Genomic DNA, 26,395 nt, shown 5'->3' on the forward strand with positions numbered 1-26,395 from the left:
CTAGAATCGATTATTCTTTGTTATTTAATATGGTCTTTCATTGAAAACCCTATCTTTGTATGCTTAAACAAGCAAACAAATATTATATGAGTGATTCTAGAAAAAGACACGAAGCCTTAGTATATCATGCAAAACCAAAACCAGGAAAAATTGCGGTTGTTCCTACAAAAAAATACGCAACACAGCACGATTTAGCTTTAGCGTATTCTCCTGGTGTAGCAGAACCTTGTTTAGAAATTGCAAAAGATAAAAATAACGTTTATAAATATACTGCAAAAGGAAACTTAGTAGCTGTAATATCTAATGGTACAGCAGTTTTAGGTTTGGGTGATATTGGCCCAGACGCCTCTAAACCTGTAATGGAAGGTAAAGGATTACTTTTTAAAATTTTTGCAGATATTGATGTTTTTGATATTGAAGTAGACGCTACAGACGTAGATCAATTTATACAAACGGTTAAGGCAATTGCTCCTACTTTTGGAGGAATTAATTTGGAAGATATTAAAGCTCCAGAAGCTTTTGAAATCGAGAGAAGGTTAAAAGAAGAGTTAGACATTCCGGTAATGCATGATGACCAACATGGTACTGCAATAATTTCTGCAGCTGCTTTAAAAAATGCCATCGATATTACAGAAAAAGACATTAGTAAAGTTAAAATTGTAGTAAATGGTGCCGGTGCCGCTGCAATTTCTTGTACTCGTTTATACTTAAAATTAGGTGTAAAAAGAGAAAATGTTGTAATGTGCGACAGTAAAGGGGTTATTAGAAAAGATAGAGGTAACTTAACTTCTCAAAAAGAAGAATTTGCAACCGACAGAGACCTTAATACTTTAGAAGAAGCAATGCAAGATTCTGATGTATTTATTGGTTTATCAAAAGGGAATATCGTTTCGCCAGAAATGCTTTTATCAATGGCAAAAAACCCAATTGTGTTTGCAATGGCAAACCCTGTTCCAGAAATAGAATATGATGTTGCCATAGCCACAAGAAAAGATATAATTATGGCAACGGGTAGATCAGACCATCCTAATCAAGTTAACAATGTACTTGGTTTTCCTTTTATTTTTAGAGGAGCTTTAGATGTAAGAGCTACAAAAATTAACGAAGAAATGAAGCTTGCCGCAGTGCATGCATTAGCAGACTTGGCAAAAAAATCTGTACCAGAACAGGTAAATATTGTGTATGATGAAGTAAGCTTAACTTATGGGAAAGAATACATCATTCCAAAACCTTTTGATCCAAGATTAATTTATGAAATTCCACCAGCAATTGCAAAAGCAGCAATGGATTCTGGAGTTGCTCTAGAACCAATTTCAGATTGGGATCGATACAGAGAAGAATTAATGGAACGTTCGGGTTCTGGAAGTAAAGAAATTAGACTTTTGCATAACAGAGCAAAAAGCAACCCTAAGCGTGTAGTTTTTGCAGAGGCAGATCATTTAGATGTTTTAAAAGCAGCACAAAGAGTTCACGAAGAAAAATTAGGAAAAGTAATTTTATTAGGACGAAAAGAAGTAATTCTAGAACTGAAAGAAGAAATCGGTTTTACTGCAGATGTGCAAATTATAGATCCTAAAACAGACGAAGAAAAAGAAAGAAGAATCCGTTTTGGAGAAGCTTACTGGAAAACACGTCAAAGAAAAGGTAGAACTTTTTCTGAAGCTAAAAAATTAATGCGAGAACGTAATTATTTTGCAGCAATGATGGTAAATGAAGGTGAAGCAGATGCTTTAATTACCGGATATTCTAGACCTTACCCAACGGTTGTAAAACCAATGTTAGAGTTAATAGAAAGAGACAAGGATGTTACTAAAATTGCAGCTTGTAATTTAATGTTAACAAAACAAGGACCTTTGTTTTTAGCAGATACAACCATTAACCAAAATCCTTCGGCTAAAGAATTGGCTAAAATTGCTCAAATGACAGGTAAGTTTGTAAACATGTTTGGTATGAAACCAAACATTGCTATGTTATCTTACTCTAACTTTGGATCTTCAACTTCAGAAACTTCTAAAAAAATTAGAGAAGCGGTATCTTATGTGCATCGTCACTTTCCAGAAACGGTTATCGACGGAGAAGTACAAGCAGATTTTGCTTTAAACTCTGAAATGCTTGCTAAAGAATTTCCGTTTTCTAAATTAAATGGTAAAAAAGTAAATGTTTTAATTTTTCCTAACTTAGAATCTGCAAATATTACTTACAAATTATTAAAACAAGTAGAAGGCGCAGAATCTATTGGACCCGTAATTTTAGGTTTTAACAAACCAGTACATATTTTACAATTAGGTTCTAGTGTAGATGAGATGGTAAATATGGCAGCATTAGCTGTTGTAGATGCGCAACAAAAAGAAAAAAGAAACAACAAATAAAAAGTAGTATTTTAGAAGCCTGAAAAAGATAATTTTATGATTACACAAGTTAGAGGAAGACTCGTAGAAAAAAGCCCAACCGAAGTTGTAGTAGATTGTAACGGTGTTGGTTATTTACTTCATATTTCTCTAAATACATTTTCTGCATTGCCTGCAGATGAAAATATAGTTCTGTATACGCATCTTTCTATAAGGGAAGATGCGCATACACTTTTTGGATTTATCAATAAAACAGAAAGAGCCGTATTTAAATTCTTAATTTCTGTATCTGGCGTAGGCCCAAGCATTGCTAGAACAATGTTGTCTTCTATGACTTCGGAAGAAATACAACAAGCAATAGCATCAGAAAACGTAAAATTAATACAATCTGTAAAAGGTATTGGGGCAAAAACAGCCCAAAGAGTTATTGTAGATTTAAAAGATAAAATCTTAAAGACTTTCGATATCGACGAAGTTTCTGTAACAGTAAGCAATACAAACAAAGAAGAAGCGTTATCTGCTTTAGAAGTTTTAGGCTTTCAAAGAAAACAATCAGACAAAATAATAACAGCAATTTTAAAAGAACATACAGATGCTTCTGTAGAAAAAATTATAAAATTAGCCTTAAAAAGTTTATAATCAATTGGGTACAATTTTTAAAAATACGTTTTTATTAATAGCAATTATCTTAACGGTAAGTTTATCTACTTATGCTCAGGACACTACAGAAAAAGACTCAACAAAAGTTAACAAAGACAAAGTAGATTTACGTTACGATTTTAAAAGCACCCAAAAAGGTGGTTTATATTTAGATGATTTATCTAAAAAAGAAATCATTTTTGATAAAGTTTTAAATAAATATGTAATTGTAGAAAAAATTGGGAATTACTACACAAGAACTCCTATTTATTTATCGCCTAGAGAGTACCAACAATATCGATTAAAAAGAGATATGTTGCTTTACTTTAAAGATAAAGTGAGTGCAACAAACGGTAAGAAAAAAGGTTCTAAAGAAGCACAAAAAGATTTATTGCCAACTTATTATGTGAACAACAAGTTTTTCGAAACCATTTTTGGCGGTACAGAAGTAAAAGTAACACCAACTGGTAGCTTAAATTTAAAGTTAGGTTTTATCTATCAAAACACAGATAATCCGCAAATATCCGAAGAAAATAGAAGTAATTTTACTTTTGATTTTGATCAGCAAATTAACGCAAGTATAAGAGCTAAAGTTGGTTTCGAACCAAACGAAGACGACATCATACAAGGTTTAGAAGCTGGTAATGTATCTATGCCAATTAAAAACTCTTTAATAAACGGAGCCCAAAGTTTATTTGGTGTAAAAACCGATTTAAAGTTTGGTAACACCAATATTACTGCAGTGTTTTCTCAGCAAAACTCAGAAAGTAAAACCGTTGTTGCAGAAGGCGGTGCATCAATACAACCTTTCGAATTAAGAACTACAGATTACGATAATGACAGACACTTTTTCTTATCGCAATATTTTATAGATAATTATGCAAATTCGCTTAAAAATTACCCGTTAATTAATAGCCCAATTAATATAACAAGAGTAGAAGTTTGGATAACGAATAGAAACGCAAGTACAGAAGATTACAGAAGTATTGTTGCTTTTGCTGATATTGGCGAATCGGAAAACCAAGTTTTGGTTGATGAAAATGGTGTTGTATTAAACCCTGCAATTACACAACCACAAGTTGCTGGTAACAATTTACCTTTTAATGGTGCAAATAGAATTGGTACAGAAATTATTCCTGCAGGCGGTATAAGAGATATTTCTACTGTTGATAGCTCTTTGCAACCATACAACATGCAAAACGGAACTAATTATTCGGTTTTAGAAAATGCTAGAAAATTAGATGCAAATGAATATCGACTAAATCCGCAATTAGGTTTTATTTCTTTAAATAGAAGATTAAACGATGGTGAAGTTTTAGCTGTTGCTTATGAATATACAGTAGCGGGTAACGTTACAGGAAGTACAAAAAACTCTTTTAAAGTTGGTGAGTTTTCTAATGATGGTATACAAGCACCTAACAATTTAGCGGTAAAATTATTGCGATCAGAAATCTTACAAACAAAAAGAACAAATGTAACTACCGGAGAAGATGAAGCTTTTCCTACTTGGCGTTTAATGATGAAGAACGTATATGCTTTAGGCGCTTTTCCGTTAACTCAAGATGGTTTCCGTTTCGAAATTCAATACAGAGACGATCAAACAGGTATACCTTCTAATGTTTTACAAAATGCTGCAACCGTAGGTATTTCTAACTTACCTTTATTACAAGTTTTAAAATTAGATCAATTAGATCAAAGTCAGTTTAGATCGCCAGATGGTTTTTTCGATTATGTAGAAGGAATTACCGTAAATTCTGAAAACGGATTTATCTTTTTTCCTGAACCAGAACCTTTTGGTAACGATTTAGCAGACGAATTAACAAACCCTGCAGATGAAGGTTTTATATTTAAAGAATTGTATTTAAACACTAAAATCAACATTAAAAATAACTTTCAGAATAAAGACAAATACTTTTTAAAGGGATATTTTAAATCAGAAAATTCTGGCGGAATACCAATTGGCGCTTTCAATGTTCCTAGAGGTTCTGTTAGAGTTTCCGCTGGCGGAAGACAGTTGGTAGAAGGTGTAGATTATGTTGTAGATTATTCTTTAGGAAGAGTACAAATTATCGATCCGGGTTTACAAGCTTCTGGCGTTCCTATTAGCGTATCTACAGAAAATAACGCTGTTTTTAATCAGCAAAGAAAAACTTTTTTTGGTATTGATGTAGAACACAAATTTTCTGAAGATTTTGTGGTTGGTGCAACTTATTTAAATATCAAAGAAAGACCTTTAACACCTAAAGTTAATTTTGGTGCAGAACCTATTAACAACACCATGTTAGGGTTTAACTTTAATTATGCTACAGAAGTACCTTATTTTACAAAACTGGCAAACAAATTACCGTTTTTAGATACAGATGCGCCTTCTAATTTATCTGTTCGTGGTGATATGGCTTATTTGATTCCTGGAACACCAAGCGGAATTGACGTAACAGGTGCAGCAACTTCTTATATCGATGATTTTGAAGCGTCGCAAGTGCCAATTAGTTTACTTTCTTCACTAGATTGGTATGAAGCGAGTACACCTAAATACTTTCCTAACTTTAACGGAGAAAGTGATGGGTTATCTTACAACTATAAAAGAGCAAAATTAGCTTGGTACAGCGTAGATCAAATATTTTATGGTGTTGGTGATACACCTGCAAGTATTGATGCTGACGAACTTTCTAGAGCAGAAACAAGACAAATTAATTACAGAGAATTGTTTCCTAATGTACAATTAGATATTACGCAAAACTCTTTAGTTAGAACTTTAGATTTAGCTTATTTTCCGGCAGAAAGAGGTTCTTATAATTATGATCCTGCAGCAACAATACAAAACGATAAAGTAACATTACCAAACCCAGAAACTAGATGGGGAGGAATTATGCGACCTTTAACAACAAATAATTTTGATCAAGCAAATGTAGAGTATATGCAATTCTGGATTATGGATCCTTATCAAAATTACTCTATCACAAACGAAGAAGGTTTACCTGCTGGTATAGACCCAAACAATCCAGCAAATCAAGTTGGAGATTTGTATATAAATCTTGGTAATATTTCTGAAGATATTTTGAAAGACAACCGTAAAATGTACGAAAACGGTTTACCAGAAGATGGTTTAAAAGTTAATGGTAATAATGTTAATAGAACTACTTGGGGAGATGTTCCTAGAAATCCATCGATAATTTATGCTTTTAATGAATTAGATGATGCAAGAACAAACCAAGATATTGGTTTTGATGGTTTAAATGATGATGAAGAACGTAATTTACCAGGCATTGGACAATATGCAAATTTAACAGATCCTGCGGCAGATAACTTTCAGTTTTTTAGAGGATCAAATTTAGACGCAATAAACGCATCATTAATAACTAGATATAAAGATTACAATAATACTCAAGGTAATTCGCCAACCTTAAATCAATCTACAGAACCTTACCCGACATCTTCTACAACGTATCCAGATACAGAAGACATCAACAAAGATCAAACAATGAATACTGTAGAAAGCTATTATGAATATAGAATTTCTATGAATCAGAATGATTTAAGAAAAGGAGTTGGTTATATTGTAGATGAAAAAACAACAACAGTTACTTTAGAAAACGGAAATACACAACAAACAAAATGGTATCAATTTAGAGTTCCGGTAAGAAGCGGAACACCTGTAAATGGTATTTCTGATTTTAATAGTATTCGTTTTGTAAGAATGTTTTTAACCAATTTTAGAATGCCAGTGGTAGTACGTTTTGGTGAATTAGATTTGGTTAGAGGTGACTGGAGAAGGTATGTGAGAACTTTAGATCCAACTACAAACCCAGATAGAGAATTAACCCAAGACGAACTAAATGATTTTGAAGTTGGTGTTGTAAGTATAGAGCAAAATGAAGGAAGTTATATACAACCACCAGGTATCGAAAGAGAGCGTTTACAAGGTAGTACAACAGTACAATTGCAAAACGAACAATCGGTTACTCTAAAAGTTACTAGATTAGAACCAGAAGAAACAAGAGCTATTTACAAAAACATAAGTGTAGATTTAAGACGTTTTAAGCAATTAAAAATGTTTATGCACTTACAAGAAATAGAAAGAGAAGCTGTTGTTAACGATAATGAATTAGCTGCTGTAATAAGATTAGGAACCGATTTAAATGAGAATTTTTATCAAATAGAATTGCCTTTAAAAGTTACAAAAGCCGGAACATCTGCTTTAGACATTTGGCCAGAAGCAAATAATTTAGATGCCTTTTTAGAAACTTTTGGTAAGATAAAATTAGAAAGAAACAATGTTAACTTTCCGGTAAACGAAATTTATCAATCTCAAGAGCAAGACCCAGATTTACCATATACAATTAGTGTAAAAGGAAACCCAACTTTAGCACAATTAAGAACAATAATGTTAGGTTTAAAAAACATTTCTTTATCTCCTAGAAGTGCAGAAGTTTGGTTTAACGAACTTCGATCTGCTGGTTTTGACAATAAAGGTGGTTGGGCTGCTGTTGTTAATGCAGATGCTAATTTTGCTGATGTTGCAAACGTTTCTTTAGCCGGAAGCATGTCTACAATAGGTTTTGGTAATGTAGAAGATAGAGTAAACCAACGTAGTTTAGACGAGACAAAACAATACGATGTTGCTACAACTGTAAATTTGGGCAAGGTTTTAACGCCTAAAAAATGGGGAATTCAATTGCCAATGAGTTATAGTATCGGAGAAAAGTTTATTGATCCAAAATACGATCCGCAGTACCAAGATGTAACTTTAGAAGATGCTTTAGAACAAAACCCTAATAGCGAGTTTTCTAGAGATTATACTAAAAGAACAAGTATTAGTTTTATCAATGTAAAGAAAAATAGAAATCCGAATTCTACCAAAAAACCAAAGTTTTATGATGTTGAAAATGTTTCTGTTTCTTATGCTCATAACAAAGAGTTTCATAGAGATTACAATATTCAAAAATATGTAAACGAAAACGTAGTTGCAGGTGCTACTTACAACTACAATTTTCAGTCAAAATCTATAGAGCCTTTTAAAAACATAGGTTTTTTACAAAGCAAATATTTAAAACTAATTAAAGATATTAATTTCAATCCGATACCATCTACAGTTTCAGTAAATTCTAGAATTAATAGAAATTTTACAGAACAACAATCTAGAAATTTAGTTGCAGGTTTATCTGATCAACCAGCATTAAAACAACGTAGGTTTTTATTTGATTGGGATTATACCGTTGGTTTCGATCTAACTAAATCTCTTCAGTTTAACTTTAATGCAACCAACAGTTACATTTACGATACTTTTGATACGAATGAAGATATTCAGATTTTTGATGATTTCTTTAATACGGGTAGAGCAAACCATTATCATCAGAAGTTAAACGGAACCTACCAGTTACCCATAAATAAAGTCCCATTTTTAAGTTGGGTAAAAGCAGATTATGCGTACACAGCAGATTTTGATTGGCAAGCTGCAGCACAAAGTACAATAGATGTAAATGGTACCGATGTTGCTTATGTAGATTTGGTTGGTAACGTTGTTCAAAATGCAAACACGCACAATTTAAATACGACTTTAACTTTCGATAAGTTCTATAAAAGTTTAGGTTTCGAAAAGTTACTATTATCTAAAAATCAAAGAAAAAATGCAAAAGGTATTTCTGGAAGTGGTTTACCTCCTGCTCCTGGACGAGTTAATTCTAAGAAAAAATTATCGGTAGGTAAGCAAATTTTAAAAGGTGTTTATGATGTAGTTACCTCTGTAAAACAAGGTAAAATAAGTTATTCAGAAAATAACGGTCAGTTTTTACCGGGTTACACAGAAGACATTGGCTTTTTAGGTGGCGCACCAACTTCTTTTGCTTTTGGTAGCCAAGTAGATATTAGAAATAAAGCATTACAAAACGGTTGGTTAGTTGGTCCAAGAGATCCAGATAATAGCGAGTATTATAATAAAACCTACAGCAGAACTCATTACAATAAATTAGATTACACTTTTACAGTTAAGCCTTTTAAAGATTTAAATATTGATGTGAGAGGTAATAAAATTAAAACAAGAGATTTATCTCAGCAATTAGATGTCATCGAAAACGGCACAACAAACGGAGCATTAGATTTTAGTGCGCCAGCTTTTGAAACAGGAAACTTTAGCACGAGTCATTCTATGATTGCAACTGCTTTTAAAGACGGTGATGCGCTTTTTGAAACTATGAGAACATATAGATCTGCAATTTCAGAAAGATTAGCAGCAGAAAACGGAGGAAACTCAACTGGTTACGGTAGCAATAGTCAGCAAGTTTTATTACCTGCATTTATGGCCGCATATTCGGGTTCTAGCCCAGATAAAGTGAATACCAATTTGTTTAGAAACATTCCGATACCAAATTGGACTCTAAGATATACTGGACTTATGAAATTAGATTTCTTTAAGAAGAACTTTAGCAACTTTGTAGTTTCTCATGGTTACAAATCTTCTTACACGGTTTCTAGTTTTACAAATAATTTACAATACGATTCTAATAATCCGTTTAGCACAACAAATTCTTCTGGAAATTACGAACCAGAATTATTAATTTCTGCTGCAACTCTAGTTGACGAATTTTCTCCGCTAATTAAAGTTGACATGAAAATGAGAAACTCTTTTTCTTTAAGAGGAGAAGTAAAAAGAGACAGAACATTAACAATGAATTTTAACAACAGCACCTTAACAGATATAAAAGGAACAGAATATATCTTTGGTTTGGGTTATGTTTTTAAAGATGTAAAGGTAAATACTCGTTTTACAGGTAAAAAGACAACTCTTAAAGGAGACGTTAATTTAAGAGCAGATGTTTCTTTAAGAGATAATTTAACACAAATTAGATCTGTAGATGAAGATAATAATCAAATAAGTGGCGGACAAAGATTATTTTCTATTAAATTTACAGCCGATTACAGATTGAGCGCAAATTTAACGGCATCGTTTTATTACAATCATCAAACATCTAGATATGCTATATCAACCACTTTCCCGCGTCAAGCAATAAATGGTGGCTTTAACATTATCTATAATTTAGGAGGAAATTAAAAACAATAAACAACCAATAATAATATTAAGATGAATATTCCAGCAGAATTAAAATACACAAAAGATCACGAGTGGCTAAGAATTGAAGGAAATGTAGCAACTATAGGAATTACAGATTTCGCACAAAGTGAATTAGGAGATATCGTTTATGTTGATGTAGATACTTTAGACGATACTGTAGAAGAAGGAGAAGTTTTTGGTTCTGTAGAAGCAGTAAAAACTGTTTCAGATTTATTTATGCCTTTAAAAGGAGAAGTAACAGAATTTAACGAAGAGTTAGAAGACGAGCCAGAATTAGTAAACTCAGACCCATATAATAAAGGTTGGATGATAAAAATTGAAATATCAGACAGCTCGCAAATAGATAATTTATTAGATGCTGAAGCTTACGAAAAACTTATTAAGGGATAAAAAATTACTTTTTGCTGTAGCCATAGCAATACTAATTTTGTACTTAAGCTTAATGAAAATGCCTAAGTACAATATATCTATTAGCAATATAGACAAATGGCAACATAGTTTTGCTTATACTGTCTTATCATTGTCTTGGCTTTTTGCATTACAAAAGTTCAATAAAAATTATTTAATTATAATTAGTTGTATCTCTTTTGGCATAATTATTGAAATTTTACAAGAAACTGTTACCTCATATAGAACAGGCGATTTTTTAGATATTATTGCGAATTCTGTTGGTGTACTATTAGGTTTATTAATATTTAGCATTTTTTTTAAAAAAAAGAGGTTAAAAAATAAAAAGACTTGTATTTAACACAATAATTTAGTTAAATTAGCGAACTATATAAAACTCTTATTCAATGGAAATAAAGAAAAACCCGAAATCGAACTTAGAAAATTACAGTAAAATATTTATGCAAATAGGTTTAGTATTAGCCTTATTTGTTACTTATGCTGCAATCGAAAAGAAAACATACGACAAAACTACAAGTTCTTTAGGTGTAGTTAATATGAACGCAGACATGGAAGAAGACATTCCAATTACTGAAAGAGTAGAGCCTGTAAAACCTAAAACTCCGCCACCACCAACTCCAGAAAAAATTGAAGTTGTAGAAGATGAAAAGGAAGTAGAAGAAACTGTAATAGAATCTACTGAAACAGATGAAACAGAAGCTGTAGAAGTTGAGGAAATTGTAGAAATCGAAGAAGCAGAAGAAGTTGTAGAAGATGTAAACTTTATGATTATTGAAGATTCTCCAGTATTTCCTGGATGTAAAGGAAGTAAGCAAGAGTTAAAAAATTGTTTCAGTAAAATGGTACAAAAACACTTTTCTAGAAAGTTTGATGCAGATTTACCAAATGAATTAGGTCTTTCTCCAGGTAAGAAAAGAGTATTTATTGGTTTCAAAATTGATAGACAAGGTAACATTGTTAATGTACAAGCAAGAGCACCGCACCCAAAAATTAAAGCGGAGGTTATTAAAGTAATGAAATTATTACCTAAAATGAAACCAGGTAAGCAAAGAGGTAAGCCAGTTGGTGTTAGTTACAACATTCCTTTCTCTTTATTAGTAGAGTAATCAATAAGAATTATAATATATCAAAACGCTTAGAACAATGTTCTAAGCGTTTTTTTTACTTCTATTTGAAGTAATAAATGATACGAATAGTTAATTTAATAATTAACGTTTGTTGTATTCTTAAAATAGAAATTCTTTATAAATAATAAAACAACAAACACAAAGTGAATTTTAAGATTACAAATTACGTTCATTAGCTTTAACTCATTAATAAATAAGAATATAAACGTTTTGTTTTGGTTCTATCAGAAGATTTCAACGCAACTACAACATGATCTTAGTCTTCTTTTAAATACGTTTAGCTTATAAATAGATTTATATTCCATAAAAGACTTTGGTTAGAATGTCAATAAACACAAAAAGCCTAAAGTAAAACTTTAGGCTTTTTTGTGTTTATAGTAGAAAAATATTATTTATTTGTAGCTACTTTAGTTTCAGCTTTCCACAAATTAACACTTTCTATAGTATTGTTATTGTAAGTTACTTCTTGTAAAGAACCAGCATTATTCCAGAAAAACCACTTTCCAGTTTTTTTACCTTCTTTATAAAAAGCCATTTGAACTTTATTTCCTTCTTTATCAAAACGAGTCCAAATTCCTGTTAATTTTTTATCTTTAAAATAACCTTCTGTGCTAATAGATCCATCCTCATGGTAATAAGTAGCCTTTACTAAATCTCCTTCTGCTTCATAAGTTGGCTTAATATCTTGAGAATATCCTATTGCTGCGATGCATAAAAATGCTATTGTTAAAATTTTTTTCATGATTTTTCTGTTTTGAGGGTTAACACTTGGTTTACAAATATAACACTTTTATAACAATTTACAAACATTTACATAACATTAAGTTAACATTGGAAAATATTACGATAATAATCTCTTGATTTTCTTATATTTACATAACATTAATCTTAAAAAATCAAATAACATGGCCGTAATGAAAGTAATAGAAGTTTTAGCTAACTCAGATAAAAGTTGGGAAGACGCAACAAAAAAAGCAGTAAAGCAAGCTTCTAAATCTGTAAAAAACATTAAATCCGTTTTTGTACAATCGCAAAGTGCAGTAGTAAAAGACGATGAAGTAACCGAATTTAGAGTCAACTTAAAAATAACATTTGAAGTAAACTAATACAAAAGGCGATTTATTAAGATCGCCTTTTTTAGTACATAATTATGTATGTAAAAATGATATTTCTTCTATAGTAGTTTGTATTCATGGGTACATATGATCTTTAGAATATTTTTAATCTAAAAAAACAAATAATTTGTATTTCAAACAAAAGTTATAGCAACTAATCAAAAGTTATATAAATTATTTATTTCGGCAAGATTATTGCATGCTTTAACATTAAATATAGAAGATTGTGTCTTATTTTTTATAAATTGTGTAATAGTAACTGAACTTTAGTGAAGTTATACAACTAAAAATATTAATATCTTTTATACACAAACCATACCGGCTTTATTAACATTATAACTAACTTTGTTTTATTAAAAAAATTATGAGAAAAATTAAAATTTTAGCAACAGTATTATTTTTTGCTCAATCAATAATTGTTTTTGGACAATTAGAAAGACAAAATGGACTTTCAATAACAATTAAAGGTCCAAACACTAAAATTGATGGTGTAACCGCTAAAGATGCTTCAGCACAAACACAACACTTAAGGTTTTTAACTGAAGAATATCAAGAGGCAAAAGTAGATGACTTGAAAGATAAATTTTATTTTCGTTACAATATTTTTGCAGATGAGATGGAGTTTATTAAAGATGGGACAGTATATTTTTTGTCTAAAACAGAGAATCAAATAATCCATTTTGTAAATTTAGGTAAGAAGTTTACTGTACTTAATTTAAACGGAGAATTAAAATATTTCGAAATAAACGCAAAAGGAAAAGCTTCTTTATACTCCAAAAAAAATGTTGCATTTATAGAAGGAAAAGTAGCTAAAACACAATTTGAATCATCCAAAAAAGCAAAATTTATATCAAAAAAAGATGAACATTTTGTAGCTTTAAATAACGAATTAGTAAAACTTCCTAAAGGTAAGAAAGATTTTTACAATTTATTTGGAAATAAATCTTCAAAGATTAAAAACTTCATGAAACAAGAAAAACTAAATAGAAAAAAAATTGACGATGTAACAAAAGTATTTAATTACTATAATTCAATTTAAATAAATTTAATGGAAGAATATATCGAAAATATAAAGGAGGTATTGGTAGAATACACACCAAAAGTTTTAATGGCATTAGCCATGTTAATTATTGGTTTAGTTGTAATTAAAATAATTATTAACACAACTACAAAAATTCTTAAGAAAAGAAATGTAGATGTTACACTTCAAAAATTTTTAGGAAATTTACTTAATTGGGTTTTAAAAATATTATTATTCATAACTGTTATAGCAAAGTTAGGTGTAGAAACAGCTTCTTTTGCTGCAATTATAGCCGCTGCAGGTTTAGCAGTAGGTCTTGCTTTACAAGGATCTTTAGCTAATTTTGCAGGAGGAGTTTTAATAATGATTTTTAAACCAATGAAAGTTGGAGATTTGATACAGGCTCAAGGAGAAACCGGAGTTGTAAAAGAAATTGAAATTTTTACAACGAAATTAACAGGCCTTTCAAATAGAGAGATAATTATACCTAATGGTGCACTTTCTAACGGAAACATAATTAATTTTACTACAGAAGGAACAAGAAGAGTAGATTTAGTGTTTGGAGTTTCTTATGATGCTGATATTAAACAAACAAAAGATGTTTTATTGAATGTTTTAACTTCTCATCCAAAAGTTTTAAAAGATCCAGCACCTAGTGTTACAGTATTAGAACTTGCAGATAGTTCTGTTAATTTTGCAGTAAGGCCATGGTGTAATACAGAAGATTATTGGAAAGTATATTTTGATGTTACTGAAAACACAAAAATAGCATTAGATAACGCCGGAATTGAGATACCTTATCCGCATCAAGTGGAAATTAAAAAGTAGGTTTTTTCTTTTTTTCTTGAATAACAATAAAATCTTTTAAATAAAAAGGCTCAAAATAAGCGACATCTTCGATGTCGCTTATTTTATATTTTAAATAAGACAATGACGCCATTTCTCTAGAAGAAGGGAACTTTTCATCCATAAAAACTGCATTTTTATGAGTTATAATTTGTTTACATTTCTCAGATCCATCACCTAAAAAATATACTTTAGATTGTTCTAATTCTTTTGCAAAAGAACCTTCATCTATTATTTCAGCTTTTGTATCACGTACATTAACATTTTCAGAATTAAAAATCGCTGCATATACTTCCATTCTCCTTGCATCTAACATTGGTACTATAAAGCCTTTTTCAATAGATATGGCGTAAGATAATGCTGTTAAGGTATCAATAGATATTAAAGGACAATTTAAAGCAAAACAAAGCCCTTTAGCAGCAGAGACACCAATTCTAAGTCCTGTATAAGACCCTGGACCTTTACTAACAGCAATTGCACTTATTTGCGATTTTGTTATAGCTGCTTTTTGTAATACTTCTTCTATAAATGGATGTAATACTTCTGCATGAGAATAATTACCATTATTTAATTCTTTTATAGCTAAAACAACTCCGTTTTCTGCTATGTTTACAGAGCAGTTTTTAGTTGATGTCTCTATGTTTAATATAATTGCCAATGTTCTTTTTTTCACAAAGATAGTATTTCAAAAAAAGAAAACCTCACAAGTAATAAAACGAGTGAGGCTTAAAATATAATATTGAGGGTTTTTAAAAAACTAATTCTCCTGAATAGAATTGTAATACTTTTGTTTTGAACACGTAATCGTATTTAGAACGAATCATTGCCCCTTCTGCATTTACCAACCTTGTTCTTACCAAATCAAAATCGAATAAAGTCATTGCACCGTAGTTGTATCTTTCTTGTGCGTTTTTAAAAGCTTCTTTTTGTGCTTCTAAAGAAATTTTTGCTGCTTCATATGCTTTTAAACTTGATTTTACGTCTAAAAAGGCTTGTTCTATAGTTTGTTTTAAAGCTAACTTTTGACTCTCTAATCTAGTTTCTGAGATTTCTTTATTAATTTTAGATTGTGCTAATCTATTTTTAGTTTGAAATCTATTAAAAATAGGGATGTTTAAAGAAACACCTACATTATAACCTAAATTGTCATTTAGTTGTTTGAAAAAATAATCGTTTGTAAAAATTTCATTAAATCTATGACTGTAACCTGTTCCCATACCTGCAAAAGCAGTTACAGTAGGTAAAAAAGCACCTTTGGTAAGTTCTATATTAAAATTTGCATTGTCAATTGCCAATTTAGCTCTTGCTATTTCCGGCATATAATTTAAAGATTTTTGAAATACTGATGAAGAATTCGCATACAACAAATCTGACGACGGTGATGCAACTTCTATCGGTGCAACGTCAAAATTCTCTGCAGGTTCTTGTAACAATTGTGCTAAGTTTAATAATGCCAAGTCTAATGCATTTTCTTGTAAAATTACATTTTGTACATCATTAGCTGCTGTAGACTGAAAATTTAAAAGTTCTCCTTTGGCAATTACACCTGCATCAAATCTAGCTTTTGCAGCATCAATTTGTTTTTTACTAATTTCTGCTTGTACTTTTGCGACTTCTAGGTTCTCTTTAGCAAATAATACATTTAAAAAAGTATTTACAACTCTTAAAGAAATATCATTTTCTATTTGTTTTAAATCTAATAAACTAGACTCTACACCAAGTTGAGCTTGTTTATATGTATTTGTATTTCTAAAACCGTTAAATAAGGTTGCACTAGAACTTAAATCAAAAGAAGCATTAAAGTTATCCGTAGAAATTCTTGCATTACTAATATTATCAATAAAAGAACCGAAACCAAATCTACCAGAAGAACTACCATTTAAGTTTGGTAAAAAATTACCTTTTGCAATTTCTACATCTTTTTTTGCCAATTCTACACTTAACTTATTCTGTTGTATAGATATGTTTTTGGCTAAAGCTTGATTTACAGCTTCTCTTAATGTCCATTTTTTTTGTGAAAAAGTAGCTATTGAGGTACAAAGGGCTACAAATAAAATAAGTTTGGTTTTCAAAATCTTTAATTTTAATTCTGCGTTAATTGATTTATTATTTCAATAATTAAAACAAAAATAGCTTAATCTACTAAAAACCAGAATAGTGAACAGACTAGAATTTAACTAATAAATAGAACTTATTTTTTGTTTGTTTTAATAAGACGACTAAAATTAAAATATGTTACAGTAAATCTCTCTTATTTATTTGTTAATTTTTAGCTTTCTTTTTATACCTGTAAAGTGTGTAAAATAAAACTCCAATTAATAAGTAAGGAAAAATCATTAAATATGTTATACCGTTATTTACACCTTCTGCCATAGAAATATCTCCGCTCTCTACAACAGCTTTACACATAGCGCACTGAGAATAACCATTAAAAACAGTAAGTAAAAAAATTACTATAAATAAAACTATTTTGTTTTTATACATAATAAGGAGATATCATTAGATAGACTATAACCCCTGTAACTGCAACATAAAGCCAAATAGGGAATGTTTTTTTTGCTACTTTTTTATGTTCTGGAAATTTACCCAATTTTGCTTTCATGTATGTTATTAACACAAAAGGAATCACGATAACAGATAACACAATATGAGTAATCAAAATAAAATAATATATATATTTAATAACACCTTCTCCACCAAAAGTAGTAGAATCTGTTGTCATGTGATAAGCTATATACATTAGTAAAAATAAAAGAGAACATGCAATTGCAAGGCTATTAAGTTGTTCATGTAATTTTCTGTTTCCTTTTTTAATTACAATTACTGCTGCAATTAAAAGTATTGCTGTAATACCATTTATAGTTGCATAAATAGGTGGCAAAAACTTTAAAGGAGCTACATCAAAACCTAATTCTCTTAAGTTGATACCAAATAATGCGGCTACAGCAATAGGAATTACTATAGATAAAGCTGTAATAATCTTTTTATATTTTTTTTCTTGTGCTAAATTATTCATTTAATAAAGTTTTAATGTCTTCTTTCAATTCTTTAATCTGATCAGGAAAAGTTTGTTCTTCTATAGCCCTGTAATACATAATAGGATTACCATACTCATCTTTTCTAGAGCGAATGTAACCGTCTTTATCTACAAGCGCAAATAAACCCGAATGCTCAAAACCACCATGTTCTTCGTCTCCTTTTCCGGCATATAATTTAAATCCTTTATTAGAAAGTGCATAAACTACATCATCATTTTTACCTGTTAGCAGATGCCAATTTTTATGTGTAATTCCGTTTGATTTTGCATATTCTTTTAAAACTTCTGGTGTATCGATTTCTGGAGTAATAGATATAGAAGCTATTCCGAAGTTAGGATTCCCAAAAAATTCATCTTGAATGGTTAACATTTTCTGGTTCATTATGGGACAAATAGTAGGACAAGTAGAAAAGAAAAACTCTACTACATGCACTTTACCTTCAAAATTTTTATTAGTAATTGTTTTACCTTCTTGGTTTGTAAATTCAAAACTTGGTACTTTATTAAATTTTACCAAATCAGAATCTTTAAATCTGTCTACAACTTTAGGCACAGTGTAAATACCAAATAGCAAAATGATAAATGCAATACCGATAAAAGAATATTTTTTGTTCATATTACTTAAATTTTTCTTTCTGCCTTGTTTTTATTTCTCTCTTTAAAAGCTGCGTAGTATTCGTAATATAATACGTTAACATCATCTTTTAACTTATCTTTTAACTCTGCCACAGAATTCATATCATAACCAAATAAGACTTCTTTTTCATCTAATCTACCACGAAGGTTTACGCCTTTGTCTACTAAAAAAGCTTTTGCACTTCCTAAGTTAATTAATTCTTCATTAGTTTCGAAACTGTTATAAAGCTTCAAAATATTTTCATCGGATGCTGCAATAAAATTCCATTTCTTCATGTCTGTAAAAGCGCCTAATTGCTTTTTCACATTATTTGCTTCTACTTCTTTACCTAAAGGATATATACCTATTATTTGAAATTTTTTGTTGTCTATAAATTCTTTATAAATTTTCTGATTCAAATTAAAAAGACGCGATTTATTTTTGTCGATATCGTTACCCAAAAAGCAGATTATAGAAACTTTATCGTATAATTTTACAGTATTAGTTTCATCAATCGTAGAAACATCTAAAACACGCTCGGTAACAATTGGAAGTTTTGTGAAATTATTTTGCCCTGTAGACAGCAATAAGAAACAGATTAAAGGAAATATAAATAATAAAAATAATACGACTCTTTTTTTTGTAAACAACTTCATAATTAATCCTTTTAAAAAATGTTACTTCTTAAGTTTTGGGTATAAAAAAAGGTGGTTAAAAACCACCTTTTTTATATTACCATTTTACAAGTGGTGATAATGTATCGAATAAATAGCCTCCTTCTATTAAGAGTAAGGTTACTAAATAGCAAATTAGAAAAACTCCAGACCAAACTATTGATCTTCTAAACCATTTCTTTTCTCCTTCTAAATGCATAAAAACCCAAGCAATACCATAAGCCTTTGCTAAAGTTAAGATTATAAAAATCCAATTTAACCAACTAGTTCCTGGACCATGTAAGTGTAAAGCATCTGGTTTAATAATACCTAAATAAACCTCTACTAAAGTTATTACAGAAAGAATACCAAAAACGATCCATATTCTCTTTGTGTTTGATTCGTGTGCGTGTGCCATTTGTATCTATTTTATTTATTAAACTAAGTAGAAAAAGGTAAATACAAATACCCAAACTAAATCTACAAAGTGCCAATATAAACCAACTTTTTCTACCATTTCATAATGTCCTCTTTTTTCATATGTACCTAAAATTACATTAAAAAAGATGATGATATTAATTATTATACCAGATAATACGTGAAAACCATGAAAACCAGTAATAAAGAAGAAGAAATCTGCAAAAATTGTATTACCATACTCATTTGCTTTTAAGTTTGCCCCTTCAACTACCATTTTAGTTTTAGCCAGTTGTAAAGAACCTTCTTCTCTAGATAATATTGTTTTTTTCTTGTTGTCTATTAATTCTGTTCTTACTTGAATATCTGGGTTAGCGTTGTAAGCAGCCAAAACTTGTGCTACAGAATAAGTAGCAATTGTTTCTTCACTTTGAAACCATAAACCATTTTTTCTAGTGTGCTCTACCCTATCATCTGTTCTTTCTCCGATAACAAAATCTGCTAAAGCAATTTGTTTACCGTCTTTTACAAATTGTAAAACTTTACCATCTGTAGTTTTAACAGCACCATAAGAACCTTTAATAAAAGTATTCCATTCCCAAGCTTGCGAACCAACAAAAATAATACCTCCAATAATTGTAGCAAACATATACCATGCTACTTTATTTTTTTTCATTTGATGACCAGCGTCTACTGCTAATACCATTGTTACAGATGAAAATATTAAGATAAACGTCATAATAGCAACGTAAATCATTGGAAATTCTCCGTGTACAAAAGGTACGTGAGTAAAAACCTCATCTGCTATTGGCCAAGAGTCGATAAATTTAAAACGAGTTAAACCATAAGCAGCTAAAAACCCTGAAAATGTTAATGCATCTGATAAGATGAAAAACCACATCATCATTTTACCATAACTAGCGCCAAATGGTTTTACACCACCACCGCTCCAGGTTTCTTTTTTGTCAGTTGGTACAGCAATATTTGCTTCCATAAATGTAATCTATTAATTAAATGTTAGAAATAGTTTCGCAAAATTAATCATTTTTCATCACCTAATAAAATAGAAAAAGAAAAATAGATAAATCCATAGTATATCTACAAAATGCCAAAAGATAGCGCCAAGTTCAAACCCCAGCAAATCATTTGGTTTATATTTATATTTAAAATGATTATAAATAACAACAAAAAGCACAATAACACCAGCTATCAGGTGAAAAACGTGCATTAATGTAATACCAATTATAAACGATGTAGACACTGTGCTACCTGGTCCTGTAAAATACAAACCAAGACTTTTTAGTTCGTTAAAACCTTCATATTGTTGCCAAATAAAAGCGATACCTAAAATAAGTGTTACTAATACAAATATAAGCGATAATTGTCTTTTATTTTGTTTTAAAAATCTTTGAGATAAAATTAATGTAATGCTACTTAATATAATTAGTGCTGTACTTGTATAAAATGCAATTGGCAAATCAAAAGTAACCCAATCATCTCTTTTCATGCTTATTACATAAGCACTTGTTAAACCCGCAAAAAACATAACCATACTAATCATCGAAACCCACAACATTGGTTTTGCAGATTTTTTTCTAGCAACAGTTAGTTCTTGTTGTAATGTTTGTTCTTCCATCTGTCTTCTTTTAATGTAAAAATTTATCTACCACATATATAATTTGTACTACTGTTATGTACAAAACACTCGATAACATTAACTTTCTTGCATCAATATTATCTTCACTTTTATATAATTTTACTCCGTAAAAAAGCATCATCACACCAAATAAAGCAACTATTATAGCTGTTATTGGGTGAATATAAAATGAACCAGAAACTTTTAACACAGGTGCTATTGATACCAAGATCATTATTACTGTGTAGAAAATAATTTGTTTAATTGCGCCTTTGTCTTTAGAACCCATTGGCAACATATTAAATCCTGCTTTTTTATACTCTTCAAATTGCAACCATCCAATCGCCCAAAAATGCGGGAATTGCCAAAAAAACTGAATCATAAATAAAAACCCTGCTTCTATACCAAAATTGTTTGTTGCAGCAACCCAACCTAACATAAATGGTATTGCACCTGGTATTGCACCCACAAAAACAGTTAATGGTGTTACAGATTTTAAAGGCGTATAAACACAAGTGTATAAGAATATAGATATTGCGCCAAACAATGCAGATTTAGGGTTTATACTGTACAAAATTGCCAAACCAAAAATTGTGAATAAAACTGCAATTGTTAACGCGACGTTTACAGACATTCTACCTGTTGGTAAAGGTCTATTTTGTGTACGTTTCATTATAGCATCTGTATCTTTTTCTATAATTTGATTAAATGCATTAGATGCACCAACCATAAAAAAACCACCTAAACCTAAAAGAAAGAGTGTAAAATAGCTCACAGTTTCTACTGCTAACAAATATCCTGCAATAGAAGAAAACACAACACTTAAAGACAAACCAACTTTTGCTAATTGTTTTAGGTCTGAAATAATACTTTGCATAGATGTTTTCTTATCGGAAATAACTGTTGAATTCATATTACTACCATTATTCTGCAAAGATATTTGATAAAAATGAATCTACCATAGCTTTTAAGAGTTTTGATAATAAATAAAAAACCCACTCAATAAATTGAGTGGGAAAATTGCTATGAAAAAGAAAAAGTGTGATTCTATAGAAGAATCACACTGCAAATATAATCATTATTCGATTATAAAAACCAAAAATTTATATAAAATTAAAAATCTAAATACCAATTAAATAAATCTGCTCGTATTCCAGCAGAAAACCATACTGTATTTCCTTCAGAATATGTTTGAGTAGAAACTTTTGGCGAAAACTTTCTGTATGTAAAGCCTGCAAATAAACTTAGTCGATTAGACGGGTTGATTAAATAATTACCTTGTAAATCTGCAATAAAAATATTTGCAGTATTACCTTGTGCCAATTCATTACCAACATCGCTAAATCTATCTTCATAAGATTGATAAATGTTACCACCATAACTAATTGCTTCATCTTCAAAGTCAAATCCTTTTTTACCTATGGTTAACTTACCACTAAAAGACCATCTATCTTTCTTATATCTTGCAATTGCAATTGCTTCATAAAAGTTTGCTCCCCACAAATGCCCCATTGGTTGGCTATAGTTACCATAATTTAAAATAGGTGTTTTGTGAGCAAAAGTATAAGGTCTAGCATAATTGTATTCTAACTGTAGAAATAAATCATCAACATTAAATGCATCAAAGTATTTTGCACCTAATTGATACGCAAATTTGTTTTGCCATTTCCCTAAGTCATTTAAATTTCCAACTGAAAATTCATCAACAATTAATTGAGAGTATAAAGAAACATTGTTATTTAACTTGTATTTACCTGTTAAACCAATAATAGCATTACCAGAATCTTCTCCTCTATTAAATTCTACGGATCTATAAAATATCACCGGATTAAAAAACGCTGCATCAAAACCATTTTCTCCTGTAGATATTGCTGTTTCAAAGAATCCGATATTTAATTTCTCTGTTAAACTTAAACTTAAATAATGTGCTGCAATATATTTTCTAGCATGCTCGTTAGGATTGGAAGCAGATGAAATTGATGGCTCTGTATTCCACATCCAAACATTTGTGTATTGCAATTTCCAAAAATCTACTTTCATCTTTAAGTAAGTGGTTGGTGCAGAAACATCCGATAAAATAAAAGATCTGTAACCGTCACCAATAAAATTTCTACCATTACCAAATTGAAATTGCATAAATTTATTTGGTTGAAAAGCTAAATAACCTTCTGCAACAGGATAATCGAATGCATCATCTTTAAAAGCCTTCGCTTTTCCTCTACCAGGAACTAAACCATCAGAATTTTTGGGTCTAGTTAAAAAAGATCTGCTACTAATAAAGCTATTTACATAATCTGCAAATCTTGCCTGACTTTCATAAACCGTTGCAGAATAAGAAAACTTATCACCCAAACCCCCATTAACAGTTAATATTCTAGAGTTGTTATATGTATAAGAAACATCAGAATTGTCTTTTCCTAATTGTACATCAACTAAAAAATCCAAAGTCAACCAAAAATCTTTCTTTTTTACTTGCAGTAAATGTTCATTCCATAGTTTTCTACCCAACCAAGACTCTTTATTCGGTTTTAAAAACTTTGTTTTCTCTTTACTTAAATCTAAATATTTATTTATCTCATTATAAACATAAGGTTTAGAAGCTGTATGCGTACCACTAGCCTTGTGCAATGCAAATTCATAATCTACATAATTTTGATGTGTAAAAGGAATATTTAACAAGCTATTGTGTTCTAAAAAAACAGAATCTGCCAATCTACTTTTTTCTACAGTTATAGATAAATCTTCTTTCGAAGTCAAAATACTCTTTTTTATTGGTGCCTTGGTTTCTTTATTATTTTTTACAATCGGAAACTGAATTGGCAATTCAAATTGCATTTCTACACTTCTATTATTATATTTTGCAGGAGTAATTCTTGTAAAAACCTTAAAAGCTCTTAAAACTTCTTTCTTTATTTCTTGATACGGTGTGTTTACATAGATAACCTCAAAATCACCTTCTTTAGTTACTATAAATAAAACATTTGCTGTACCTTTATATTGTTCATTTTCTACAATTGCAGGTGTTTTAAACTCTGCAAAAAAATGTTTTTTTGTGGTTTCGTAAAAACAGTTTTCTATGGATGTTATTTCTGATCCTTTACAACCATCAAAAACAGGATACCTCTCTGACTGAGCATAAAATAAAGAAGGTAATATTAAAACTAAAAGGAAAAATTTTTTAATCATTTTTTAACTGTATAACTATATTATTTTTTAATTGATATTTCTGATTACTCTCTTTACAAACGGCAAAACCGTTATCATCGAAAATTAATCTATGCCCATATTCGCTTACCCAACCAATTTGTTTAGAAGGGTTGCCAACTACTAAAGCATATGGTAAAACCTCTTTAGTAACAACGGCTCCTGCGCCAACAAAAGCATATTTACCTATATTATTACCACAAACAATGGTTGCATTAGCACCAATACTAGCACCTTTTTTTACAACTGTAGTTTTATATTCGTCTTTTCTTTTAATTGCACTTCTTGGATTTATTACGTTTGTAAAAACCATAGAAGGCCCAAGAAAAACATCATCTTCGCAAATAACACCCGTATAAATAGAAACGTTATTTTGCACTTTTACATTACTACCCAAAACAACTTTAGGCGAAACCACAACATTCTGACCAATATTACAACCTTTACCGATAACACAATTAGACATTATGTGGCTAAAATGCCAAATCTTAGTGTCTTTGCCAATTGTGCAATCTGTATCTATAACAGCTGTTTCGTGTGCAAAAAAATCTTTCAAAATTAATAACCTTGGTTTACGTTCTGTGTTTTATTTATAATTTGCTTAGAAGAAGAAGTTCCTATTCGGTCAACTCCTAAATCTATCATTTTAGTTGCCATTTCATAATTTTTAACTCCGCCAGCTGCTTTAACCTTTAATGGTTTTGCATTTTCTAGAATTAACTTTATAGTTTCTAAAGTTGCGCCGTTTGCAGAATTATCATCAGTTTTAAAAAAACCTGTAGAGGATTTAACAAATACATTTTTTGCATTTTCTAATCCAAACTTTTCAATTACAACTTCTTTTATAAGCTGTGAAATTACAATTATTTCTTCACTAGATAATGCGGCAACTTCTATAATAAATTTTGCTTTCTTATTATGTTTTAGGCAAAGCGCAGTGCATTCTTCTATTTCTTTTTTAATTGATGAAATTTTGCCATTTTTAAACGCATCATAATCTACAACAAAATCTAATTCATCTGCAGTTAAATTAATAGCTTCTTTTGCTTCTGAAATTTTGTTTTCTAAGGATGAGTTTCCAGCAGGAAAATCGATAACAGTACCTATAACTACATTTGATTTTGCATCGTTTAAAAGTCTTCTTGCAGTTTTAATATAATTGGCACGAATCATAATCAATTTATACTCATATAAAATTGCTTCTTCCACCAAACTTATAACATTTTGAAGGTTTTCTTCTTCGGTTATACCAGCTTGTTCTGCAGTCTTTAAATAGGTAGCATCTAAAAATTGATTTATTTTCATACTACAAAAATAACAAAATCTAAACTATACAATAGTAAAAAGCCCAACCAATTGGTTGGGCTTAAAATATTACTCTACACTAAATGCGATGGGTAAATTATATCTAACTCTTACAGGTCTATTTCTTTGTTTTCCTGGAGTAAATTTAGGCAGTTTTTTAATCAATCTACTTGCTTCTTTTTCTAACCTTTTGTGTGGTGCTCTAATTTTTACATCGACAACGTTTCCTTTGTCATCAATTAAAAATTGTGTCTGAATTTTATGAATCCCAGAGTGTAAACCTAATTCATTACCTAAACCTGCATCAAAGTTACGTAACACAAACTGTTTCATTTTTTTATCAAAACATATTTTATTTTCTTTCTTAGACAAACCTTCACAACCCTTAAAAACAGGCGCGTCTTCTATATTAATAAACGGTACATCGTTAATTACTGGATCTTCATCAGGAATATCAACCTCTACAATATCATCAGCATTTATAATAACAGGTTCGTCTTCTGATGTATCTATTACAGTTTCTACAACATCATTTTTAACTTTTTGAACCTCTTCTGGTATAAAAATTTGTGGTTTTATAGCCTTAGGTTTCGGATTTGTTTTGACTTCTTTTACAAATTCGAAAACCTGTGTGGGTTCTAAATATATTTTTTCGGACGAATACTCTTTAATTTCTGCAACAGTTTTCTTAGAAGTTTCGTGCTCTAGAGTTATATAAACAATAAAAAGAACGAGTACAAGACCTAATTGTGTAAAAATGTTAGAGAATTTCTCTAATTGCTTTGAAGGTAGTTTTTTAAGGTTTTTCATAATTAAGAAATTTTTTATGTTAAGACTTTGTTAAAACAAAGAACGTGCCATAAAAAAAAGCATCACTTATGTGATGCTTTAATAAAACTGATTAGCCCCCTACAGTTAACCAGTTTCAAATTTCAAAAAAATTGTTGCATTCCC

The 26,395-nt window shown here is 30.2% G+C and carries 24 protein-coding genes; 9 read left to right on the forward strand and 15 right to left on the reverse strand.

Annotated features, from left to right (window positions below):
- The first annotated feature begins 86 nt into the window (after positions 1–86).
- The 6 genes from WG950_RS08475 to WG950_RS08500 are packed head-to-tail and all read left to right on the forward strand — an operon-like array spanning position 87 to position 11,570.
- Positions 87–2,369 carry an NADP-dependent malic enzyme gene (locus tag WG950_RS08475; RefSeq protein WP_077810799.1) on the forward strand — a complete coding sequence of 761 codons (2,283 nt, stop codon included), beginning with the start codon at positions 87–89 and terminating at the stop codon, positions 2,367–2,369.
- 36 nt (positions 2,370–2,405) lie between these two features.
- Positions 2,406–2,987 (forward strand): Holliday junction branch migration protein RuvA, encoded by a 582-nt coding sequence (ruvA, locus tag WG950_RS08480; RefSeq protein ID WP_079737899.1) that lies wholly within the window; start codon positions 2,406–2,408, stop codon positions 2,985–2,987.
- Between the two features lie 4 nt (positions 2,988–2,991).
- Entirely contained in the window at positions 2,992–10,035 is a 7,044-nt protein-coding gene (sprA, locus tag WG950_RS08485; protein WP_340931627.1) for a cell surface protein SprA, read from the forward strand.
- Between the two features lie 30 nt (positions 10,036–10,065).
- Positions 10,066–10,446, forward strand: a complete 381-nt coding sequence (gene gcvH, locus WG950_RS08490; protein WP_079737897.1) for a glycine cleavage system protein GcvH — start codon at positions 10,066–10,068, stop codon at positions 10,444–10,446.
- A 58-nt stretch (positions 10,447–10,504) separates the two neighbouring features.
- Entirely contained in the window at positions 10,505–10,804 is a 300-nt protein-coding gene (locus WG950_RS08495; RefSeq protein ID WP_340931628.1) for a VanZ family protein, read from the forward strand.
- Positions 10,805–10,850: 46 nt separating this feature from the next.
- Positions 10,851–11,570: an energy transducer TonB gene (locus tag WG950_RS08500; protein WP_077810794.1), complete on the forward strand. Its 720-nt coding sequence runs from the start codon at positions 10,851–10,853 to the stop codon at positions 11,568–11,570.
- A 409-nt stretch (positions 11,571–11,979) separates the two neighbouring features.
- On the opposite strand, the gene WG950_RS08505 is transcribed toward WG950_RS08500, so the two are convergent.
- Positions 11,980–12,333 (reverse strand): toxin-antitoxin system YwqK family antitoxin, encoded by a 354-nt coding sequence (locus tag WG950_RS08505; RefSeq protein ID WP_340931631.1) that lies wholly within the window; start codon positions 12,331–12,333, stop codon positions 11,980–11,982.
- A gap of 163 nt (positions 12,334–12,496) precedes the next feature.
- Between WG950_RS08505 and WG950_RS08510 the strand changes: the two genes are divergently transcribed.
- The 3 genes from WG950_RS08510 to WG950_RS08520 all read left to right on the forward strand — a co-directional run bounded on the left by WG950_RS08510 (position 12,497) and on the right by WG950_RS08520 (position 14,555).
- Positions 12,497–12,697 carry a dodecin family protein gene (locus WG950_RS08510; RefSeq protein ID WP_077810792.1) on the forward strand — a complete coding sequence of 67 codons (201 nt, stop codon included), beginning with the start codon at positions 12,497–12,499 and terminating at the stop codon, positions 12,695–12,697.
- 373 nt (positions 12,698–13,070) lie between these two features.
- Positions 13,071–13,745, forward strand: coding sequence for a hypothetical protein (locus tag WG950_RS08515; RefSeq protein WP_340931634.1), 675 nt, complete (start codon positions 13,071–13,073; stop codon positions 13,743–13,745).
- 9 nt (positions 13,746–13,754) lie between these two features.
- Positions 13,755–14,555, forward strand: coding sequence for a mechanosensitive ion channel family protein (locus WG950_RS08520; protein ID WP_340931635.1), 801 nt, complete (start codon positions 13,755–13,757; stop codon positions 14,553–14,555).
- On the opposite strand, the gene tsaB is transcribed toward WG950_RS08520, so the two are convergent.
- The 14 genes from tsaB to WG950_RS08590 form a co-directional block, all read right to left on the reverse strand.
- Positions 14,545–15,231: a tRNA (adenosine(37)-N6)-threonylcarbamoyltransferase complex dimerization subunit type 1 TsaB gene (gene tsaB / locus WG950_RS08525; protein ID WP_340935248.1), complete on the reverse strand. Its 687-nt coding sequence runs from the start codon at positions 15,229–15,231 to the stop codon at positions 14,545–14,547. The two genes, WG950_RS08520 and tsaB, sit on opposite strands and share 11 nt — an antisense overlap.
- Before the next feature lie 91 nt (positions 15,232–15,322).
- The gene (locus tag WG950_RS08530) at positions 15,323–16,645 is read right to left on the reverse strand and encodes a TolC family protein (RefSeq protein WP_077810788.1); all 1,323 of its coding nucleotides are present in this window, start codon (positions 16,643–16,645) and stop codon (positions 15,323–15,325) included.
- 190 nt (positions 16,646–16,835) lie between these two features.
- The gene (locus tag WG950_RS08535; RefSeq protein WP_340931639.1) at positions 16,836–17,057 is read right to left on the reverse strand and encodes a hypothetical protein; all 222 of its coding nucleotides are present in this window, start codon (positions 17,055–17,057) and stop codon (positions 16,836–16,838) included.
- Positions 17,050–17,589, reverse strand: coding sequence for a DUF420 domain-containing protein (locus tag WG950_RS08540; protein WP_340931640.1), 540 nt, complete (start codon positions 17,587–17,589; stop codon positions 17,050–17,052). The genes WG950_RS08535 and WG950_RS08540 overlap by 8 nt, the downstream gene beginning before the upstream one ends.
- Positions 17,582–18,226 (reverse strand): SCO family protein, encoded by a 645-nt coding sequence (locus tag WG950_RS08545; RefSeq protein WP_340931641.1) that lies wholly within the window; start codon positions 18,224–18,226, stop codon positions 17,582–17,584. Before WG950_RS08545 ends, WG950_RS08540 begins: the two co-directional genes overlap by 8 nt.
- Before the next feature lie 5 nt (positions 18,227–18,231).
- Positions 18,232–18,882, reverse strand: a complete 651-nt coding sequence (locus tag WG950_RS08550) for a hypothetical protein (RefSeq protein ID WP_340931643.1) — start codon at positions 18,880–18,882, stop codon at positions 18,232–18,234.
- Between the two features lie 76 nt (positions 18,883–18,958).
- Positions 18,959–19,297, reverse strand: coding sequence for a cytochrome C oxidase subunit IV family protein (locus WG950_RS08555; RefSeq protein WP_077810783.1), 339 nt, complete (start codon positions 19,295–19,297; stop codon positions 18,959–18,961).
- Between the two features lie 18 nt (positions 19,298–19,315).
- The gene (locus WG950_RS08560) at positions 19,316–20,290 is read right to left on the reverse strand and encodes a cytochrome c oxidase subunit 3 (RefSeq protein WP_340931646.1); all 975 of its coding nucleotides are present in this window, start codon (positions 20,288–20,290) and stop codon (positions 19,316–19,318) included.
- Positions 20,291–20,347: 57 nt separating this feature from the next.
- Positions 20,348–20,932, reverse strand: coding sequence for a cytochrome c oxidase subunit 3 (locus WG950_RS08565; protein ID WP_340931648.1), 585 nt, complete (start codon positions 20,930–20,932; stop codon positions 20,348–20,350).
- A 10-nt stretch (positions 20,933–20,942) separates the two neighbouring features.
- On the reverse strand, positions 20,943–21,845 hold the full coding sequence (gene cyoE / locus WG950_RS08570; RefSeq protein WP_079737885.1) for a heme o synthase: 903 nt from the start codon (positions 21,843–21,845) through the stop codon (positions 20,943–20,945).
- A gap of 200 nt (positions 21,846–22,045) precedes the next feature.
- Positions 22,046–24,118 carry a gliding motility protein RemB gene (locus WG950_RS08575; RefSeq protein WP_340931652.1) on the reverse strand — a complete coding sequence of 691 codons (2,073 nt, stop codon included), beginning with the start codon at positions 24,116–24,118 and terminating at the stop codon, positions 22,046–22,048.
- On the reverse strand, positions 24,111–24,692 hold the full coding sequence (locus WG950_RS08580) for an acyltransferase (RefSeq protein WP_079737883.1): 582 nt from the start codon (positions 24,690–24,692) through the stop codon (positions 24,111–24,113). The genes WG950_RS08575 and WG950_RS08580 overlap by 8 nt, the downstream gene beginning before the upstream one ends.
- Positions 24,693–24,694: 2 nt before the next feature.
- Complete coding sequence (gene deoC, locus WG950_RS08585; protein WP_340931655.1) at positions 24,695–25,441, reverse strand: deoxyribose-phosphate aldolase; 747 nt, start codon at positions 25,439–25,441, stop codon at positions 24,695–24,697.
- A gap of 69 nt (positions 25,442–25,510) precedes the next feature.
- Positions 25,511–26,251, reverse strand: coding sequence for an energy transducer TonB (locus tag WG950_RS08590; RefSeq protein ID WP_340931657.1), 741 nt, complete (start codon positions 26,249–26,251; stop codon positions 25,511–25,513).
- Positions 26,252–26,395: the final 144 nt, after the last annotated feature.

This window comes from Polaribacter marinaquae (assembly GCF_038019025.1).
Taxonomy (GTDB): Bacteria; Bacteroidota; Bacteroidia; order Flavobacteriales; family Flavobacteriaceae; genus Polaribacter; species Polaribacter marinaquae.

What these genes read in the sequence shown, in the direction of transcription:
- WG950_RS08475 (WP_077810799.1), top strand. Translation starts at nt 87, where the DNA reads ATGAGTGATTCTAGAAAAAGACACGAAGCCTTAGTATATCATGCAAAA.
- ruvA (WP_079737899.1), top strand. Translation starts at nt 2,406, where the DNA reads ATGATTACACAAGTTAGAGGAAGACTCGTAGAAAAAAGCCCAACCGAA.
- gcvH (WP_079737897.1), top strand. Translation starts at nt 10,066, where the DNA reads ATGAATATTCCAGCAGAATTAAAATACACAAAAGATCACGAGTGGCTA.
- WG950_RS08495 (WP_340931628.1), top strand. Translation starts at nt 10,505, where the DNA reads ATGCCTAAGTACAATATATCTATTAGCAATATAGACAAATGGCAACAT.
- WG950_RS08500 (WP_077810794.1), top strand. Translation starts at nt 10,851, where the DNA reads ATGGAAATAAAGAAAAACCCGAAATCGAACTTAGAAAATTACAGTAAA.
- WG950_RS08505 (WP_340931631.1), bottom strand. Translation starts at nt 12,333, where the DNA reads ATGAAAAAAATTTTAACAATAGCATTTTTATGCATCGCAGCAATAGGA.
- WG950_RS08510 (WP_077810792.1), top strand. Translation starts at nt 12,497, where the DNA reads ATGGCCGTAATGAAAGTAATAGAAGTTTTAGCTAACTCAGATAAAAGT.
- WG950_RS08515 (WP_340931634.1), top strand. Translation starts at nt 13,071, where the DNA reads ATGAGAAAAATTAAAATTTTAGCAACAGTATTATTTTTTGCTCAATCA.
- WG950_RS08520 (WP_340931635.1), top strand. Translation starts at nt 13,755, where the DNA reads ATGGAAGAATATATCGAAAATATAAAGGAGGTATTGGTAGAATACACA.
- WG950_RS08535 (WP_340931639.1), bottom strand. Translation starts at nt 17,057, where the DNA reads ATGTATAAAAACAAAATAGTTTTATTTATAGTAATTTTTTTACTTACT.
- WG950_RS08540 (WP_340931640.1), bottom strand. Translation starts at nt 17,589, where the DNA reads ATGAATAATTTAGCACAAGAAAAAAAATATAAAAAGATTATTACAGCT.
- WG950_RS08545 (WP_340931641.1), bottom strand. Translation starts at nt 18,226, where the DNA reads ATGAACAAAAAATATTCTTTTATCGGTATTGCATTTATCATTTTGCTA.
- WG950_RS08550 (WP_340931643.1), bottom strand. Translation starts at nt 18,882, where the DNA reads ATGAAGTTGTTTACAAAAAAAAGAGTCGTATTATTTTTATTATTTATA.
- WG950_RS08555 (WP_077810783.1), bottom strand. Translation starts at nt 19,297, where the DNA reads ATGGCACACGCACACGAATCAAACACAAAGAGAATATGGATCGTTTTT.
- WG950_RS08560 (WP_340931646.1), bottom strand. Translation starts at nt 20,290, where the DNA reads ATGGAAGCAAATATTGCTGTACCAACTGACAAAAAAGAAACCTGGAGC.
- WG950_RS08565 (WP_340931648.1), bottom strand. Translation starts at nt 20,932, where the DNA reads ATGGAAGAACAAACATTACAACAAGAACTAACTGTTGCTAGAAAAAAA.
- cyoE (WP_079737885.1), bottom strand. Translation starts at nt 21,845, where the DNA reads ATGAATTCAACAGTTATTTCCGATAAGAAAACATCTATGCAAAGTATT.
- WG950_RS08575 (WP_340931652.1), bottom strand. Translation starts at nt 24,118, where the DNA reads ATGATTAAAAAATTTTTCCTTTTAGTTTTAATATTACCTTCTTTATTT.
- deoC (WP_340931655.1), bottom strand. Translation starts at nt 25,441, where the DNA reads ATGAAAATAAATCAATTTTTAGATGCTACCTATTTAAAGACTGCAGAA.
- WG950_RS08590 (WP_340931657.1), bottom strand. Translation starts at nt 26,251, where the DNA reads ATGAAAAACCTTAAAAAACTACCTTCAAAGCAATTAGAGAAATTCTCT.